Source organism: Atopococcus tabaci DSM 17538, assembly GCF_000429585.1.
In the GTDB taxonomy this organism is placed as follows: domain Bacteria; phylum Bacillota; class Bacilli; order Lactobacillales; family Carnobacteriaceae_A; genus Atopococcus; species Atopococcus tabaci.
Window position 1 is genome coordinate 1 of sequence record NZ_AUCD01000047.1, and the last position, 17,863, is coordinate 17,863.

General features: G+C 48.1%; 18 protein-coding genes. 15 read left to right on the plus strand and 3 right to left on the minus strand.

Going from position 1 to position 17,863, the window contains the following annotated elements:
* A partial coding sequence (locus G470_RS0107770; RefSeq protein ID WP_028274339.1) for a potassium transporter TrkG occupies nt 1-523 on the minus strand: 523 nt, incomplete at its 3' end.
* A gap of 219 nt (nt 524-742) precedes the next feature.
* On the opposite strand from G470_RS0107770, the gene trkA reads away from it, so the two are divergent.
* From trkA to G470_RS0107785, 3 genes are all read left to right on the plus strand, one after another.
* The gene (gene trkA, locus G470_RS0107775) at nt 743-2,095 is read left to right on the plus strand and encodes a Trk system potassium transporter TrkA (RefSeq protein ID WP_028274340.1); all 1,353 of its coding nucleotides are present in this window, start codon (nt 743-745) and stop codon (nt 2,093-2,095) included.
* A 21-nt stretch (nt 2,096-2,116) separates the two neighbouring features.
* Nucleotides 2,117-3,568 (plus strand): TrkH family potassium uptake protein, encoded by a 1,452-nt coding sequence (locus G470_RS0107780; RefSeq protein ID WP_028274341.1) that lies wholly within the window; start codon nt 2,117-2,119, stop codon nt 3,566-3,568.
* 437 nt (nt 3,569-4,005) lie between these two features.
* Nucleotides 4,006-5,463, plus strand: coding sequence for an alpha-amylase (locus G470_RS0107785; protein WP_028274342.1), 1,458 nt, complete (start codon nt 4,006-4,008; stop codon nt 5,461-5,463).
* 248 nt (nt 5,464-5,711) lie between these two features.
* Here the strand turns inward: G470_RS0107785 and G470_RS14880 are convergent, their stop codons facing one another.
* Nucleotides 5,712-6,302 (minus strand): YtxH domain-containing protein, encoded by a 591-nt coding sequence (locus tag G470_RS14880; protein ID WP_028274343.1) that lies wholly within the window; start codon nt 6,300-6,302, stop codon nt 5,712-5,714.
* 52 nt (nt 6,303-6,354) lie between these two features.
* On the minus strand, nt 6,355-6,801 hold the full coding sequence (locus G470_RS0107795; RefSeq protein WP_028274344.1) for a hypothetical protein: 447 nt from the start codon (nt 6,799-6,801) through the stop codon (nt 6,355-6,357).
* Between the two features lie 255 nt (nt 6,802-7,056).
* On the opposite strand from G470_RS0107795, the gene G470_RS0107800 reads away from it, so the two are divergent.
* From G470_RS0107800 to G470_RS0107855, 12 genes are all read left to right on the plus strand, one after another.
* Nucleotides 7,057-7,575 (plus strand): PTS sugar transporter subunit IIA, encoded by a 519-nt coding sequence (locus tag G470_RS0107800; protein WP_051258500.1) that lies wholly within the window; start codon nt 7,057-7,059, stop codon nt 7,573-7,575.
* Nucleotides 7,576-7,801: 226 nt separating this feature from the next.
* Complete coding sequence (gene yycF, locus G470_RS0107805) at nt 7,802-8,515, plus strand: response regulator YycF (RefSeq protein ID WP_028274346.1); 714 nt, start codon at nt 7,802-7,804, stop codon at nt 8,513-8,515.
* A gap of 5 nt (nt 8,516-8,520) precedes the next feature.
* Nucleotides 8,521-10,386 carry a cell wall metabolism sensor histidine kinase WalK gene (gene walK, locus G470_RS0107810; RefSeq protein WP_028274347.1) on the plus strand — a complete coding sequence of 622 codons (1,866 nt, stop codon included), beginning with the start codon at nt 8,521-8,523 and terminating at the stop codon, nt 10,384-10,386.
* Entirely contained in the window at nt 10,383-10,673 is a 291-nt protein-coding gene (locus G470_RS0107815) for a hypothetical protein (protein ID WP_028274348.1), read from the plus strand. Before walK ends, G470_RS0107815 begins: the two co-directional genes overlap by 4 nt.
* A 48-nt stretch (nt 10,674-10,721) precedes the next feature.
* On the plus strand, nt 10,722-11,681 hold the full coding sequence (yycH, locus tag G470_RS0107820) for a two-component system activity regulator YycH (protein WP_276202782.1): 960 nt from the start codon (nt 10,722-10,724) through the stop codon (nt 11,679-11,681).
* Between the two features lies 1 nt (nt 11,682).
* Nucleotides 11,683-12,597 (plus strand): two-component system regulatory protein YycI, encoded by a 915-nt coding sequence (locus G470_RS13085; protein ID WP_084172141.1) that lies wholly within the window; start codon nt 11,683-11,685, stop codon nt 12,595-12,597.
* A 101-nt stretch (nt 12,598-12,698) separates the two neighbouring features.
* On the plus strand, nt 12,699-13,469 hold the full coding sequence (locus G470_RS0107830) for a DUF3891 family protein (protein WP_028274350.1): 771 nt from the start codon (nt 12,699-12,701) through the stop codon (nt 13,467-13,469).
* A 72-nt stretch (nt 13,470-13,541) separates the two neighbouring features.
* Nucleotides 13,542-14,354 (plus strand): MBL fold metallo-hydrolase, encoded by an 813-nt coding sequence (locus tag G470_RS0107835; RefSeq protein ID WP_028274351.1) that lies wholly within the window; start codon nt 13,542-13,544, stop codon nt 14,352-14,354.
* 58 nt (nt 14,355-14,412) lie between these two features.
* The gene (locus G470_RS0107840; RefSeq protein ID WP_028274352.1) at nt 14,413-15,096 is read left to right on the plus strand and encodes a DNA-3-methyladenine glycosylase family protein; all 684 of its coding nucleotides are present in this window, start codon (nt 14,413-14,415) and stop codon (nt 15,094-15,096) included.
* 193 nt (nt 15,097-15,289) lie between these two features.
* Entirely contained in the window at nt 15,290-16,486 is a 1,197-nt protein-coding gene (locus G470_RS0107845) for a S1C family serine protease (protein ID WP_028274353.1), read from the plus strand.
* 454 nt (nt 16,487-16,940) lie between these two features.
* Nucleotides 16,941-17,420 (plus strand): 23S rRNA (pseudouridine(1915)-N(3))-methyltransferase RlmH, encoded by a 480-nt coding sequence (rlmH, locus tag G470_RS0107850; RefSeq protein WP_028274354.1) that lies wholly within the window; start codon nt 16,941-16,943, stop codon nt 17,418-17,420.
* Nucleotides 17,421-17,630: 210 nt separating this feature from the next.
* A partial coding sequence (locus G470_RS0107855) for a transposase (RefSeq protein ID WP_028274355.1) occupies nt 17,631-17,863 on the plus strand: 233 nt, incomplete at its 3' end.

Here is a 17,863-nt window from a genome sequence, read left to right on the forward strand (position 1 = left end):
CGTTGTTGAATGCCGAAACGGAGAGGTAAAGGGAAGTAAACAATCCGTGCTGCAAACCTAACTCTGGAATGAAATGGAGAGACAACAAACCCATTCCGAAAGCTTCGATGAGCAGGGTATACTTGACGACGGATACCAGAAACCGCCGGAAATCCGTCAACTCATTCCGATTGAGAGCTTCTTTCAATGTCAGTTCATCCCTCACGCTGACACGCCTCCCCATCCGCATCACCACAGCTGCGACTATGGTGATCAACCCCAGTCCCCCCAACTGAATCAGGAGAATATTGATGATTTGACCGAATAACGAATACGTCGTGGCGACCGGTTGCGTATACAGACCCGTCACACAAACCATCGATACGGCGGTGAACAGATGGTCAAAGTAGGTAGCTTCAGAAGTCGGAGCTTGGCTGATGGGCAGCGACAAGAGAAGCGAACCGACTAATATAACAACAGCGAAACTCAAAACAATTTTAAGCGGAATCGGCAGCCGTGACAATCGATCCAAGAGTGTATTCATCGAGATAAATATCCTTTCTATACAGAAAAAAGATTTTCTATATGCTTAATGTATAAAGCTATCATAGTCCTTTTGTTTAAATTGTAAATCTCTTTTTTTAAAAAACAAGAAATCTCTCTTGGGCATGGAAATACAGACAAATTCTGTTATGATGATACTACTGAAAATTAGTGCAAATCAAAGAAGTGAGAAGTGGGTTTTTGAGGAAGGAGTGACGGAATGAATATTGTCATTGCCGGTGGAGGAAAAGTAGGGGAAGTTCTGTGCAGAGAACTTTCAATAGAAGGAAACGACATCGTTTTAATTGAAAAAAAGCCTGACCGGTTGGAACGGATCATCAACAAAAATGACATTACTGGTCTGGCTGGAAACGGCGCCAATTATGATAACTTGGTTGAAGCAGGGGTACAAAACTGTGATATCTTCATTGCGGTTACGCCTGAAGATGAGGTCAATATCATCGCGGCCATCATCGCGAAGAAATTGGGCGCTGCGTATACAATTGCACGAGTAAGGAATCCTGAGTATGCCGGTCACATGAACTTTGTGCGGGAAAGTCTGGGCATTTCTTTGATGATTAACCCCGAAATGGAAGCCGCGAAGGATATTTCCAAAGTCATACGGTTTCCGGAAGCATTGAGTGTGGAGCAATTCGTGAATGGAAAGGTCAGCATCGTGGAAGTGGAAGTCAAATCTCGAGGCCGGCTGGCGGACACATCGTTGTGGCAGTTCAGGCAGGAATACGGGGATGTATTAGTCTGTGCTGTGGCAAGGAATAATGAAACGTTTATTCCGAGCGGAGACACCGTCTTGCGAGAGAACGATCGGATTTTCGTGACGGGATCGCGAAAAGATTTAACTCGTTTTTACCGTAAGTCGGGGTATAAAGAAGAAAAAATTCGTTCCGCTTTAATCGTGGGTGGCGGACGCGTTGCCTATTATTTGATACGCATGTTGTCTGAGCTGAAAATTGAATTGAAAGTGATTGAAATCAATCACGAAAAGGCCCAAAGACTCAGTGAGGCCTTCCCACGGACGGTCATCATTGAAGGAGACGGGACCGACCAAGAATTTTTGAAAGAAGAACGAGTCGATCAATATGATTCTGTGGTGAGTCTGACGGGTGTGGACGAAGAGAATATCCTCATCTCTCTTTATGCGGCTTCGTTGGGGACAAAAAAGGTCATCACTAAAGTCAGCCGTACGGATTTGTTGAGGATTTTAGGGAACGTGGGACTGCAGTCCATCATCACACCCAAACGGATTATTGCCAGTGAAATCATTCGGTTTGTCCGTTCTCTTGGAAACACACGGGGATCCAATGTGGAAGCATTGTTTCGGATTGCGGACAATGAAGTGGAAGCTCTGCAATTCCATGTGAAGAGTGAAAGCAAAGTGGTGGGTGTTCCGTTGAAACGATTGGAAACGAAACAGAACTTGTTGGTGGCTTACATCATCCGACGACACAAATTGATTTTCCCTTCCGGGGATGACAGTATCCGTGCCGGGGATCGGGTGATTGTGGTGACTACACACAAGACGTTTGATGATATAGATGACATTTTGAAATAAGAAGTGAGTAGGTGCGATGAATTGAATAAACGAATGGTAAGATATGTACTCAGCAGAATCTTACAAATTTTCGGGGTCTTGGTGCTGCTGCCGTTGTTTGTCAGCTTACTGTATCAAGAACCCCTCCGCAATCAAGTCAGCTTTTTGGGAACTGCAGCCTTGTCTTCTGCGATCGGATTCAGTTTGTCGAGAAACAGTGTTTCCGTGGGCGGAATGTACGCGAAAGAAGGATTCGTCATCGTATCTGTATGTTGGGTGATGTTATCGTTTTTCGGGGCCCTCCCTTTTGTTCTCAGCGGCGAAATTCCCTCTATTGTGGATGCTTTTTTTGAAACAGCCAGTGGATTTACAACTACGGGCGCAAGCATACTGAATGACGTGGAAGTGTTGTCTCCTTCCATGCTGTTTTGGAGAAGTTTCACGCATTTGATCGGCGGGATGGGGGTTTTGGTGTTCGCCTTGGCCGTGCTTCCGAAGACAGAGTCGGAGTCTGTTCATATTATGAAAGCGGAAGTCCCGGGCCCCGTATTCGGGAAATTGGTGTCCAAACTTTCTTCTTCCGCCCGTATTTTATATGTTATTTACTTAGCGATGACGGCAGCAACGATTCTTCTCTTGTTGATCGGCGGGCTGCCGTTATTTGACTCAGTCCTTCTTTCGTTTGGGGCTGCCGGTACAGGTGGCTTTGCTCTGCGGAATGGAAGTATAGCCCCTTATGACAGCCTGTACGTGGAAACAGTTTTGGGCTTTGCGATGTTGGCGTTCGGCGTCAATTTTAACTTGTATTTCATGCTTTTGAGCAAACATGTAAAAGAAGTCTTTACTAATGAAGAGCTACGGTGGTATTTAAGCATCGTAGCGGCTGCAATACTTTTAATCACGGCGAACCTTGTGGGGACTTCTCAAGGGCTGTGGACGGCATTGCGGGATAGTTTCTTTACGGTTTCTTCAGTTGTCACCACAACAGGGTATTCAACAGCCGACTTTGGTCAATGGCCGTTGTTCTCTCGATTGATTTTGCTGGTCTTGATGTTTGTCGGAGGAATGGCGGGGTCAACGTCCGGTGGAATCAAAGTATCGCGTATCGCCATCATGGCGAAAACAGCGGTAGCCGAATTGAAACGGACCAGTTACCCGAACCGGGTGGTTTCTGTTCATTTTGAAGAAAAAGCGCTGGATACAAAAACCATTCGATCTGTTGTGAACTATTTGGTGGTGTATGTCTTCGTTTTTGCGGTCATTTTGTTGTTGGTCAGTTTGGAGATGCCTGATTTTATTTCAGCATTCAGTACTGTTGCGGCCACAATCAACAACATTGGGCCGGGGATGGGCGTAGTGGGGCCGCTTTCCAGCTTCTCCCTCTACAGCCCCCTAAATAAAGTGCTGCTGTCATTCACAATGATTATGGGACGTTTGGAAATATTCCCGATTTTGATCTTGTTTTCGCCAAGCATCTGGCGTAGAAGAGCTTGAACCAAGGAGAGGCTGGGACAAAAGTCTCAGCCTCTTCTGCGTTTCCGAATAGGCTAGCGAAAATGCGCTCCAAAATGCAGACCCGACGTCCACTTTGTCATGACTGTAGTTGCTTTAGCAATGTACAGTCATGATACACTTGGGCATCTGCCCACAGTGCCTCCTTTAGAATAATGCTCGAGGGGCTTTGCCCCTCATCCGCTTATTCGCTCCAGTTGCCATAGCCGTTGCCGCTTTAGCGGCTTACGGATATGGTATGCGTTAGAAGGTCCGGGTCTAAACGCATTTTGTCCTGCTCTCTTTGTTGTATCCGTAAAGGAAAAGTTCCCAAAAGCCGTATGTTTTGCCTCCCGTGCTCTCAATAAAGTAAAATAAGAAAGCTGAAGCTGTTTCACGTGAAACAACTTGTGTGGAACAAAGTGGGAGGGGAAGAGAAGATGAAAAACGGAACGATGATGCAGTATTTTGAATGGGAATTGAAAGACGACGGCAAACATTGGGTGCGTTTGAAAGAGGATGCACAACACTTGAGCGACATCGGTATCACAGCTGTTTGGATTCCGCCGTGCTTTAAAGGGACAGAAAGCGACGATGTCGGATACGGGATCTATGATTTGTATGATTTAGGCGAATTCGACCAAAACGGCACCGTCCGTACCAAATACGGAACAAAAGAAGAACTGTTGGAAGCCATCGACGCTTTGCATGAACACGGCATTCAAGTCTATGCGGATGTGGTGTTGAACCACAAAGCGGCAGCGGATGGGAAAGAGAAATTCCATGCTGTAAAAGTAGCCGAAGATGACCGCAACAACGAACTCAGTGAACCGTATGAAATTGAAGGTTGGACTCATTTCAACTTTCCGGGAAGAAACGGAAAGTATTCGGATTTTGAATGGCATTGGTACCATTTCAATGGAGTGGATTACGATGCTCGTACGGGAGAAGAAGGCATCTTCCGGATTGAAGGCGACCACAAGCAATGGGCGGAAGACGAGGCCGTCTCAACTGAATTCGGGAATTATGATTACTTGATGTTCGCGGATGTGGATTTCAGCCATCCCGAAGTCCGAGAAGAGGTCAAGCGGTGGGCCAGTTGGTTTATCAACGAAACGAAAATCGACGGGATGCGCCTGGATGCTGTGAAGCACATCCACAAAGACTTTATCAATGAATTCATCGACCACGTCCGCGGAGAATTCGGAGACGACTTCTTTATTGTGGCGGAATATTGGGATCAAGAATACGGTGAATTGAACGAATACATGCAAGACCAGGACTATGCGCTGACGTTGATGGACGTTGGATTCCATTACGCGTTGTCGGAAGCATCGAAAGCAGGCGCGGATTATGATTTAACCCAGTTGTTTGACGACACACTCTACAAAAAGAAGGCGGCCAATGCGGTCACGTTCGTGGACAATCACGACTCCCAGCCCGGTCAATCCTTGGAATCCTTTGTGGAGCCATGGTTCAAGCCCCAAGCATACGGCATTATCCTTCTGAGCAAAAACGGGTATCCGTGTGTGTTTTACGGAGATTATTACGGCATCGGGGGAGAGAACCCGATCGAAGGCATTCCGGATGTCTTGGACAAGCTGCTGCATGTCCGCACGACTTATGCATACGGGGAACAACAAAATTACCTTGACCACCCGAATTGCATCGGTTTCACGCGTACAGGGGATGAGAACCACCCACATGGCTGCGCGGTCGTTTTATCGAACAGCGAAGAAGGTCACAAAAAAATGACGCTCGGAGAATTAAATGCGGGCACCACGTACATTGACTGCCTCCACAACCGGGATGAGGAGATCACATTGGACGAAGAAGGAACAGCTTCCTTCCCCGTCAATGCCGGTTCCATTTCCGTCTGGGTGCCGAAAGAACAGTAAAGAGATAGAAAAAGCTGCCGTTTGAGGCAGCTTTTTTGTCGTCTTCTTTTTCTCAAAGGAGTTATTTCGAAGAACAGAAAGTAACTACACTGACAACTGTTCTCAATGTAGTTACTGCGACAAACAATGACATAACTCGCTTGAGACTCATACACGGAGGAGCAGAGACAGGAAAAAAGGCCGGAAGAACCTCAAACAAGGTTCTTCGCAGCCTTTTATAGGGGGAACAGCTTATTGGGTGAATCTTCTTACTGGTTTTGATCTTGGTTCCACAGACCTTTGTTTCCTGCGCGCTGTTCGTCGTCTGTGGCGATGTCACTTTCATCGGAAATGTAATTGTCCGCCAGAGCTTTATCCAACTGATCGGCTGGAATGGTTTGGTCTTCCGTCGGTTCTGCCGGGGTGCCGCGGACGTTTCCATCTTCCGATTCACCTGGACCTTCTTCAGGAATCGGCGCATCCATCGTGTCCGTGTCAGCAACTGCGACCGGTTCCGGTGTTACGCCGGCACTTGGGATTGGCGCGGAGGCAGTCAGATCGGGATCAGTCACCGGGTCCTGCGTTTCTGACTCATCCAAATACAAGTCCTGTTCGATTTCATCAATCGTGCGGGCCAAGTCTGGATTTTCCTGTGCCATTTCACTGTCAATCTCTTCGTAAGACTCTTTGAGGTCCGCCATCAAATTATCGGCGTAATCCATTCCTTTGTCTTTCATCTTCATCGCTTCATCTTTCAAGTCTGAACGAAGCTCTTTTCCGGATTTAGGGGCAAAAAGTAGAGCCGCTCCTGCAGAAAGTGCGCTCAGGAGGAGGGTTTTGGATAAACTAACTTTTGGCATAAAACAAACTCCTTTCGTATTTGCGTTGCTGTGTAATTGTTATGCGAATAACCTATTGGGAAGAATAGCGGTTTTTTTGTTTCGCCACGGTCCGTTTCGCCACGCGGCCCAACATTTTCACTTTGTTTGGACCGTCTTCTTTGACTCTCGTCGTGGTGGTTTGAATCAAGTTTTTCGAGATGTCTCCACTTTGTTCTTTCAGATAAACCAGCGAGTCTCCAAAGGTGCGGGCTTCATCCGCAAATTCACCGATTTTGGCTTGTTTGTCCTTCGCCAGCTCAGTGAGGGCCGCCACCCGTTCATTGATTTGATTTACCCGTTCGTTGATGACATTTGCTTCATGTGTGAAGTGGTCCACCTGTCCTTGGACATTGGATTGAACTTCACCGATGTTTTTCATGGTGCTGCTGATTTTTTTGTACACCACTAAGCCCCCAATGATGAATGCAACCAGCGCCAAAACCACAATGGCAATTGCGATGATGTAGGGTATCGACATGCTGTTATCACTCCTTTTCGCCCTGTTAAAAAACAGCTATACAGAACCGGCAAAAAAATTGGCGTTTTTCTTATCATGTATAGAATAACACTAAGAAGTTGTACCGCCAAATAAAACGACCGTCCACCGGCAAAAATTGGAAGCGATTAGGAGGGATCCCCAAAAGCAGAGAAATCTTAAGTGAAAACTAGAAACAGAGACAAAAATCGGTTACAATGAGACGGCGAACAGATGAAACTTGGAGGAAAATAAAATATGGAACAGAAGAGAGGGTCTTATTCAATGAAACAGGAAGGTCATGAGTCCTTTTCCATAAAAGCAGCGGTAGGTGGGGTAATGATTCCTATCGAGGACGTACGTGATGAGGTGTTCTCTCAGAAAATGGTTGGCGATGGGTTTGCCATAGAGCCGGAATCCAATGATATTGTTGCGCCTGTTTCCGGTACATTGATTCGGATAGCAGAAACCGGTCATGCATTTTATATCCAACTCAACCAACACCTCAAAGTTATGGTGCATGTGGGAATCAACACGTTGATGCTGAAAGGCGAAGGGTTCCATACGGAGTGGGAAGCAGGTATGCCTGTGGAAGCCGGGGAAACCTTGGTGACAGTGGACCGGGACATGTTGGAAGAAAAAGGGTACAACCCCGTCATCTCAGTGGTCGTGATTGATAACGCTCCAGGAACATACCAGTATGTGTTCCATGAAAACGGACCGGTCAAAGCCGGAGAATCCGTTGCATTGGAGCTTTATGGGACAAAAGAAAGTTAGGTCATGCGCATAACATGTGTGAAGCTCGGAAAACAGCCTTTCCGGGCTTGTTCGTGTATGCAAATGCCGGAAAAACGCGGTATGGAGACCTTCAAGGCTGGTTGCCATTCAAGAGCTCGTTTTGTATAATGTAATGAAGGATTAATAAGGAAGAAATGAATCTGACATATATGAATTGAAAGCTGAAAAAGCTGATTAAAGGGAGTTTCTTTAAGGAGGAAACGTGTTGAAAAAGATACTAGTTGTCGACGATGAGAAACCCATTTCCGACATTGTGAAATTTAACCTCACCAAAGAAGGCTATGAAGTGTATACGGCATTTGATGGAGAAGAGGCATTGGAGAGAGTGGAAGAAGTTCAGCCGGATTTGATCTTGCTGGATTTGATGTTGCCGAAGAAAGATGGTCTGGAAGTGTGCCGGGAAGTGCGTAAAACCCATGACATGCCGATCATCATGGTGACGGCTAAAGACCAAGAGATTGACAAAGTGCTCGGCTTGGAACTGGGGGCGGACGATTACGTGACCAAACCGTTTTCGAACCGGGAATTGGTGGCACGTGTGAAAGCCAACTTGCGCCGCCAAGCCAGTGACCAAACAGCTGTACAAGAAGAGGAAGAAACAAGAGACATCGAAGTGGGTGCATTGACCATTCATCCGGATGCCTACATCGTTTCCAAACGCGGAGAAACGATTGAATTGACGCACCGGGAGTTCGAACTGCTCTACTATCTCGCGCAGCATGTAGGGCAAGTGATGACTCGGGAACACTTGTTGCAAACGGTATGGGGATACGATTATTTCGGAGACGTCCGGACAGTGGACGTCACCGTCCGTCGTCTGCGTGAAAAAATTGAAGACGCCCCAAGCCATCCAACATGGCTGATTACGCGAAGAGGAGTAGGCTACTACTTGAGGAACCCCGAACAACAGGAGTCCTGATGCGTATGAAAAATAAAGTAAGATGGTTTCGATCAATCAATACAAAAATCGTTTTTGTCATTGTCGTATTACTGATATTCGCCCTTGAGTTGATCGGGGCGAATTTTATTAATCAGTTGGAGCAGCAATGGGTCACCAATTTCCAAGAAGAACGGCAGACCCAGGTGGACTTTTTGGAGACGACCACGGCGCCGTATCTGACGGCGGCGTTTAATAATACTGCTGCGGACGGTGAAGTGGATCCGGAAGCTGAGATCAACAGCCTGTTGTCGGAATTTACCGGCAGCGGCATTGCCGAAGTTCAGGTGATCAACCCCGACTTATTCATTATAGGCACCAGTGACAGCACGCAACAATCCGTCGTCGGCCGTTTGTCGAACGATGCGGACGTGCGCCAGTCTCTGTTGCTGGAGGACACGATTACCCGCCAGTACGTGGACAGCGCGACCGGAAATCGGCGTTGGAAAGTCGTGACGCCGGTTTTTTCGAGCAACGACCCCACTCAATTGGTGGGCATTATCTTGATGGAGAGCAACATTGAGTCTGTGTACGAACAAGTCACACAAATATCCTTCATCTTTGTAAACTCGTCGCTGCTGGCCATTGCGCTGTCGGTCTTGTTGGCAAACATCGTTTCACGTGCGCTGACGACACCGATCAAAGAGATGCAGCAGCAAACCTTGTCCATCGCGGAAGGAGATTATTCCGGGAAACTGAAAGTCTACAGCGAAGATGAATTGGGGCATTTGGCGTTGTCCATCAACGACTTGTCCAACAAAGTGGCGACCGCCCAAGAATCCATCGATGCCGAAAGAAGAAGATTGGACAGTGTGCTGACCCATATGACGGACGGGGTTATCGCAACGGACCGCCGCGGACGGGTCATCATCATCAATGAGATGGGCCGGAAGATGCTCAATGTGGTGGAAGAAGAAGTGCTCGGACAGAATATTTTGGAATTGCTGGGATTGGAAGAAGAATTGACGCTCCGCAAACTCCTGGAAAAACAAGAGGATTTGCTCATTGATGCCACGACCACCGAAGAGACGCTTGTACTGCGTGCTTCATTTTCCTTGATTCAAGGGGACTCGGGGTTCATCCGAGGAATCGTCTGTGTGCTGCATGACGTCACCGAGCAGGAACGCATCGAACAGGACCGCAGGGAATTCGTGTCCAATGTGTCCCACGAACTGCGCACCCCGTTGACGAGCATGCGGAGTTACATCGAAGCATTGAACGACGGCGCATGGCAAGACCCGGAAATTGCGCCCCGGTTTTTGGAAGTCACGCAAAATGAAACCGACCGGATGATCCGCATGATTCAAGACTTGCTGCACTTGTCCCGGATTGATGCGGGTAAGAGTGATTTGGAATTGGAAATTGCGGATTTGACGGAATTATTCGCACATGTGCTGAGCCGATTTGACATGTTGGTTCACTCATCGGAATACGAAAGCAAAACATATTCCATCAAACGCGAATTGCTGGAAGACCCGGTCTGGGTTGAAATCGATGCCGACCGAATCATTCAAGTATTGGACAACATCATGAACAACGCCATCAAGTATTCTCCGGACGGCGGAGTCATCACCGGCCGGATGGAGAAAAGGGGCGACCAAGTCGTCATCAGCATCTCCGACCAGGGGATGGGGATTCCAAAAGCCGATCTGCAGAAAGTCTTTTCCAGATTCTATCGTGTGGACCGGGCGCGTTCCCGTGCCATGGGAGGAAGCGGTCTAGGGCTGGCTATTTCAAAAGAAGTGGTCGAACAGCACGGCGGAAGAATCTGGGCGGAAAGCACCGAAGGAACAGGCACGACCTTTTACGTTTCGCTGCCGTATGTTCAGTTTGAGGAGGAAGAATGGGAATGAACTGGAACTACATTCGAAAAGGCATCTTATATTTCCTCATCGCTCTCAGCTTGTTTTTAAGTTGGAACATATGGACTGCGGGGTCACAGACGGAAGAAGGCGCCACGACTTCCGGAAACGGCAATCCAACTGTAATTTTCGACCGCAGCTTGACCAGTGTATTTGGACCGGTGCAAGTGGCGGTGCATGAAGGGGGAGACATCCGCATCACAGGCAGTGAAGGGATGTTGACGCCGCTCAGTGAAAACATTGTGGATTGGACGCTGGAAGGGTTGAACGACCCTTAGTCGATTTCTCCTACAACTTTTGCCAACCAAGCCAATCAATCGCCTTCCATCGTGTTGGTATTTGAAGGATTGACGCCGTTTGCGTTGTTTGATGAGATTTTCGACAATCTGCCGGCGGACTATGAACAACGGACGTTCAACCGCATTTTGATTCCGATTGACAATCCATCGCGTGTGACGTTTTACAATATGGAGTCCAATCTGGCGTACGAAGCTGAAGTGAGCGGGATCTCACCGGAGATGATTGACCTGTTGGCGTACAATGAAGAACAGGACTATTACAGTGCAGAGTTACTGGCGTTCGGCGATCGGTTGCATTACATGCCGGTCGAAGAAATGGAAGTGGCGTATATGGATTATTTGATTGAACGGCTGCCGAACAGCTTGTTCATCGATCGATTCTTTGAAGACACCTCAGAAGTGGATGTGCGTCGAGACGGAGACGTGACACGGTACATTGATTTGACATCTGAAATGCGTATCAATGAAAAAACTAATATTCTGACCTTTAACCGGCAGCTCTCCTCGAGGGATACGCTCACTCTTTCAAGCATTGCAGAAAACAGTTACCGTGAGCTGCTGCGGGTGGAAAATTGGACACAGGAGACACATTTCCATCACTATAATCGGGAAAGAAACTTGGCGACATTCCGCCGGTATATAGACGGATGGCCGGTGTTCGGCCCCAATGGAGAAGGCGCCTTGGAAATCAGCGTCACGCCGAATGGGCTGACCTATCTGCGGGTGCCGCTGGCAGTGGTCCAAACGCCGATTGCGCCGGTGGAAGACAGTTACACCAAAACGTTGGAGAGCGGACGCGATTTGCGCATGCAACTGGCGGAGTCTGGTGTGGACTTGGACACCGTACAAAATCTCCGCATCGGGTTGACATGGCGGACAAGCGAAGAGTCTTCCCGTGTCGTCCACTTCGAACCGGACTGGTACTTGATGATTGACGGCCAGTGGCAAAGATTGCACGCCGTGTTGAACACAAAAGGAGGGATGTGAGTTGAATTTTCGACGGGTAGAAACGATTCTCATCATCGCATTCCTTCTAGTCAATGTGTTCCTGTTGTCCACGTACTATAACCGCTCGGACATGAATTACGCTGCTACAGACAATGAAATCATCAACCTGGTGCGAGAGATGGAAAACCAAAACATCCAGTTGCCGGAGTTTACCGAAGAAGAGTACGAATTGCCGTATTTACAGGCGGACGAACACAATTTGTTGTCAGAGAACGCCAGCAGGCTGAGCGATCAAACAGGAAACGTGAACCAAGATGGTTCCTTGTACAGCAGTATCCTCTCCAATCCCGTAGCTTTGTCCGGAGAAGCACAGTTGACAGAAGAGGACCGTGTGCGTTTGGATGCGTTCATCCAAAGTGATCAAGTGTTGTTTGGTGATCAGTATGTTCTCTTCCAATACCAGCCGAACAGCCAGCGCATCATCTACACGCAAGCGGTAAATGGTGCCCCGATTGCGGACGGCACCTCATCCATCACGCTTCATATGGACAGCGCGGGACAGGTGATTTCGTATGAACAGACTTTTGCCGGACCGATGACGGTGCAGGGCACGGCGCATCCGCTGATCACAGACCGGACCGCTGTGGAATTGTTGTTCCAAAACAATGAAATTCCATCCGGTGCAACGGTCGCGCGTCCGGTGTTGACGTATTACCGGACGTTGGCGTTGGAGGATTTGAGTATGTATGCACCGGCATGGTACGTACGCATCCAAACGGATTCCGGCGTGGAGGAAATACGGGTGGATGCCATCAACGGCTCCATCATCACCGAACTTCCAGCCCCGCCGACCATTCGGGAACGACGGGAAGAAGACGAATCGGACACGTCCGATTCGACGGATGAATCCGCAAGCACCGAACCAACCAGTGTCAAAATTGGATTCAAAGAATAAAGAAACGCTCGCCCGATTGAAACCGGGTGGGTGTTTTTTTGTGTGGAACAGTCGGGGATTTGATATGATTTGGGAAACACCTTGTTGAAGGAGGAAAAGTGATGATTGTGAAGGAAAAAGACAACCATTTTGTGTTGATTCGTCAAACCCATCACGCGATGTTGTCCGGGTTGCTGGCTAAAGCGTGGAAGGATGTGTTGTTTCTCGGTGAATCGTTCCGGCAATCCGTCGAATATGCCGCGATGCATCACGATGTAGGCTGGGCACGGTTCGACGAGGCCCCGTTTTTGAACGACAGAACCCGAGCGCCGTATTCCTTCGATGATTTCCCGGATGCTCCGAAAACCGTTCTTTACAAACACGGCATCGATGCGGTGATGGAAAACGACTTGTATGCCGCGTTGCTGTGCAGCGTACATTACGCCAACTTTTATCCAGACCCGGAAGAAGAGGAAGTCCTCCAATTCGTGCAGGCGGAAGAAAAACGCCAGGCCCTCCTCCGTTCCCGCATCGAGGGGTTCAATGAGTCCGACTTTCAAGCCCATTACGATCTGCTGAAATTGGTGGATGCCTTGTCTTTGTTTGTCTGCTTGAACGAACCGGGCACCCCGGCGGAAGAAGGGCACCCGTTCTTCCAAAAAGGCATCCCTGTCCCGGACGCGCTTCAATTGGAGGAAAAAATCGTCCACCCGCAATGGCTGGACAGCGAAACCCTCGCACTGAACGTTTTTCCGTTTGAGCATCCGGTGGAAGGAAGTGTCCCGTTGAAGCGACTCACCAAAGCTGCCCTCACAGAGAACGGCTTGCTGGCCGGTTATAAAGAAGCTTTTGTAGAAGAGATGACAATCCAGTTTGTCCCCCAGGAAAAATGACGGCAAGAGGTGGGAATCAACTTCCGTTTGTAGTAGAATAAATGGGAGTTCAATAGGAAAGGATTTTGCAGCATGTCTGAAAACCAACAAACCGGATTGAGGGTCAGCATCCTCGCCAGCGGAAGTTCTGGAAACGTGACGTATGTGGAATCCGACAAAACCAAACTTTTGGTGGACTGTGGATTAAGCGGAAAAAAAGCGACCAACTTGCTACACCAAGTGGATCGCAAACCAGAAGAACTGGATGCCATTCTCGTGACACATGAACACCGAGATCACATCCATGGTGTCGGAGTGTTGGCACGCCGTTACAACCTGGCTATTTACGCCAATGAAAAAACGTGGAAAGCGATGGAACCGCACCTTGGAAAACTGGATGTCGGGCAGAAACACATCTTTGACATGGACCGAACCATGACCATCGGTGATTTGGATGTCTCCAGTTTCGCCGTGTCGCACGATGCGGTTCACCCCCAGTTTTACACGTTCCATAAAAACAACAAACAATTTGTGATGCTTACCGATACCGGATATGTGAGCGACCGGCTGCGTGGGTTGTTGAAAGACGCCGATGCGTATTTGATTGAAAGCAACCACGATTTGGGAATGCTCCGGATGGGGAGATATCCTTGGTCGTTGAAACAACGGATTCTGGGGGACAAAGGGCATTTGTCCAACGAAGACGGTGCCTTGGCTTTGGCGGAACTTATCGGTGACCGGACCAAACGTGTGTACCTGGGCCACTTGAGTAAAGAAAACAATTTGAAAGCCATCGCCCGGCAGACCGCGGAAGACATCTTGATCCGCAGAGACACAGGGGTTGGCGAAGCGTTTGAGTTGTTCGATACCGACCCGGAAGAACCCGTTCCGTTGTTCAGTGTTTAAAGAAAGCTTGTCTGTCCCTGAACAGACAAGCTTTTTTGGTATGGATAGGAGGAAAGGCATGTATTTTGAATACGATGAATCAGACATCCACTATTTGATGGCAAAAGACCCTGTCCTCGGGGAAGTCATTCGGCAGATCGGGCCGGTGAAAAGAGCCGTGACACCGGATTTGTTCGCTGCGCTGGTCAGCAGCATCGTCGGCCAGCAAATCTCCACCAAAGCGGCCGACACGGTGCGGCAGCGGCTGCAGGCATTGGTGACGGACCTCACCCCCGAACGCATCCTGTCTTTTTCCGATGAGGAACTGCAGGCGGTGGGGATGTCTTACCGGAAAGTGACTTATATCAAAAATTCGGCGGAAAAAATCGTTTCGGGAGAAATCGCCATTGAGCGCCTGCATGAATGGAGTGACGAAGAAGTCAAAAAAGAATTGACGAAGCTGAAAGGCGTCGGGGAATGGACAGCGGAAATGCTGATGATTTTCTCGATGCAGCGCCGGAATGTTTTAAGTTTCGATGACCTGGGCATCCAACGCGGCCTGCGCATGTTGTACCATCACCGCCGCATCACGCCTGAACTGTTCCGCAAATATCACCGGCGCTATACACCGGTTGCGAGTGTCGCCAGCCTCTATTTATGGGAAATTGCATCCGGAGCGGTTCCCGGTATGAAAGACTATGCCCCGCTGTCGGAAGCCGAAAAGAAACGGCGGGCCAAAGAAAGACGGCGGCGCAAAAAGTGAAAGATGGCAATGACGGACCAAACGTTCCTCAATCAATATGTTATTATGAGCAGAACAACAGAAAGAATCCCATATTTGTGCTAAAATGTAACACAAAACATAGCTTTGAAAAATTATTTTCACAGAACCATCATATACTCCATTTATAATGAAAGTGTCGAAGAATGTGAAAAGAGGCTGAAGGGGGAACAATATGAATAAAACAAAAAGAACAAAATGGAAAAAAGTGCTCGCGGCAGGAGCAGCCGGTCTTTTCTTAGTGGGGTGTCAAACCGCTGAAAATGGCGAAACAGTGTCAACCGCTTCTTCCACAGGGAACGTGAACGAGGAAGGACAGGTGCAAGTGTCGGAAGTGCACGTGGATGTCTCTTCAGGAATCTCCGAAGCCGTTGAAAAAGTGGACGAAGCAGTCGTCTCCGTCATCAACATGCAGGAAGTCGATTTATCCGGATGGGGAGTTTTTGAAGGCGCACAAACGGAAGAAGACCCGGAAGAAACGTATCAGCAGGCTGGAACCGGAAGTGGCGTGGTTTACAAAGTAGATGGAGACACCGCTTATGTGGTGACGAACAATCACGTTGTCGAAGGATCGGACGCTATTGAAATTATGCTGAAAGACGGCACACAAGTTGAAGCGAAGTTGATTGGTTCCGATGTTTGGACGGACTTGGCAGTGTTGACCGTTTCGTCTGAGCAAATTACGACTGTAGCTGAGTTCGGCAATTCTGAAAACTTGACGGTTGGAGAACCCGCCATTGCCATTGGCTCGCCTTTGGGAACGGATTTTGCTTCTTCCGTCACCGCAGGGATCATCTCGGCAACTGGCCGTTCGGTTCCAGTTGATACCAACAACGACGACCAAGTGGATTGGGAGATGACTGCGATTCAAACGGATGCGGCCATCAACCCAGGAAACTCCGGTGGTGCATTGGTAAACATTGCAGGGCAAGTGGTCGGCATCAACTCGATGAAAATCTCCACTTCCACAGTGGAAGGAATGGGCTTTGCCATCCCGAGCAACGATGTCGTAAATATCGTCAATCAATTGGAACAAAACGGCGAAGTCATCCGTCCGGTGTTGGGCATCAGCTTGATTGACTTGTCGATGATTTCTTCCCAACAGCGCGAAACGGTGTTGACCTTGCCGGATGATGTCAACGGCGGAGTGGTCGTGGCACAAGTGGTTCCAGGATCTGCAGCAGAAACGGCTGGAATGCAACAATATGACGTCATTGTCGGTTTCGACGGGCAAGAAGTCACCAACAGTATGGAACTGCGTCAGCTGATTTACAGTTCTGAAATTGGAAGTGAAGTAGAAGTGGAATTCTACCGGGACGGAGAACTCCAAACTACGACCGTCACCATGACGTCTTCCGAAAACAATATGTAATTCACACGAACCGATTCAGATGTTTCCGAATCGGTTTTTTTGTTGGACACGAGACGGAAAAATTACGTTCTTTCTAGTACGGAATTATCGTGGTAGGATAAGGAAGTGTGGAAAGAGAAAAACAAGGATTGTCCACTTGTGGATAACTAAATAAAAAAGACCGCAGAACCACCTGTTTTGGGATGAAAAAGTTATCCACATAGTTATCCAGAGGTGTGGATAACACCAAATAACAAAACTTGGATTCAGCTGTAACCGTTGATGCCAATGGGTTTTGAACAAAAAGATGTGCTGTGAATAACCAACAAAAATCATGGATAACGTCCTATTAGGCTTTTGAAAAAACAAAACAAGATGTTGTGGCGAACAAACATTCACTCACCATATACAGAAGTGAGAATGTGGATATGTGGATAACTTCTGTGGACAACCTGTGATTTAAAGGGGGATAAGTGTGGATATTACAATTGTGAGCGTGGGAAAATTGAAAGAGAAGTACTTGAAAAAAGGGATTGAGGAATACGCCAAGCGTCTCGGAGCGTACAGCAAATTTTCGGTGGTCGAAGTGCCGGATGAAAAAGCACCGGAAAATTTGAGTGAGGCGGAGATGGAGCAGGTCAAACAAAAAGAGGGCGAGCGGATTTTAAGCAAAATTCCGGCACACGCACACGTCTATGCGCTGGCGATTGAAGGCAAAGAACGGACCTCTGAAGAGTTCGCGGCAGAGATTGAAAAACTGATGGTGCACGGAAAAAGTTCCATCGTCTTTGTGATCGGCGGATCCTTGGGACTGAGTAAAGACGTGATGCAGCGCAGCAACGCCCAAATTTCATTTGGAAAAATGACCTACCCGCACCAGCTGATGCGTCTCATTTTGACCGAACAAATTTACCGCGCGTTCCGGATTATGCGGAATGAACCGTATCATAAATGATGATAATAATTTGCAGTCTATATGACTCGATACATGCAAGAAATGGTTTTTGTCTATTTTTTAAAACTTAGGTTAGTTTGTGGTGTAATTAATAACATAGTCTTTTTAAGAATTGGAGAGAGTATAAAATATTTTGTGTAAATAGAAAAAAGGAAGTCCCTTCTGTAGAATAAAGTTACCACACCCATTCACAGAAAAGAGGACTTCCCTATGAACGATTTTACTACAGAACTCCTGCAGACTCTAGCCACCAAAGGCGATTTGAACGAATTATTCCGCTCCCATCTGGAGCTGGCCGTGAACACGCTACTGCGGACGGAGCTGACGGCCTTCCTGGATTACGAGAAGTACGACCGGATTGGGTTCCACTCCGGCAATTCCCGTAATGGCACCTATGACCGGACGGTCAAGACCGAGTACGGGGAGCTCCACCTCGAAATCCC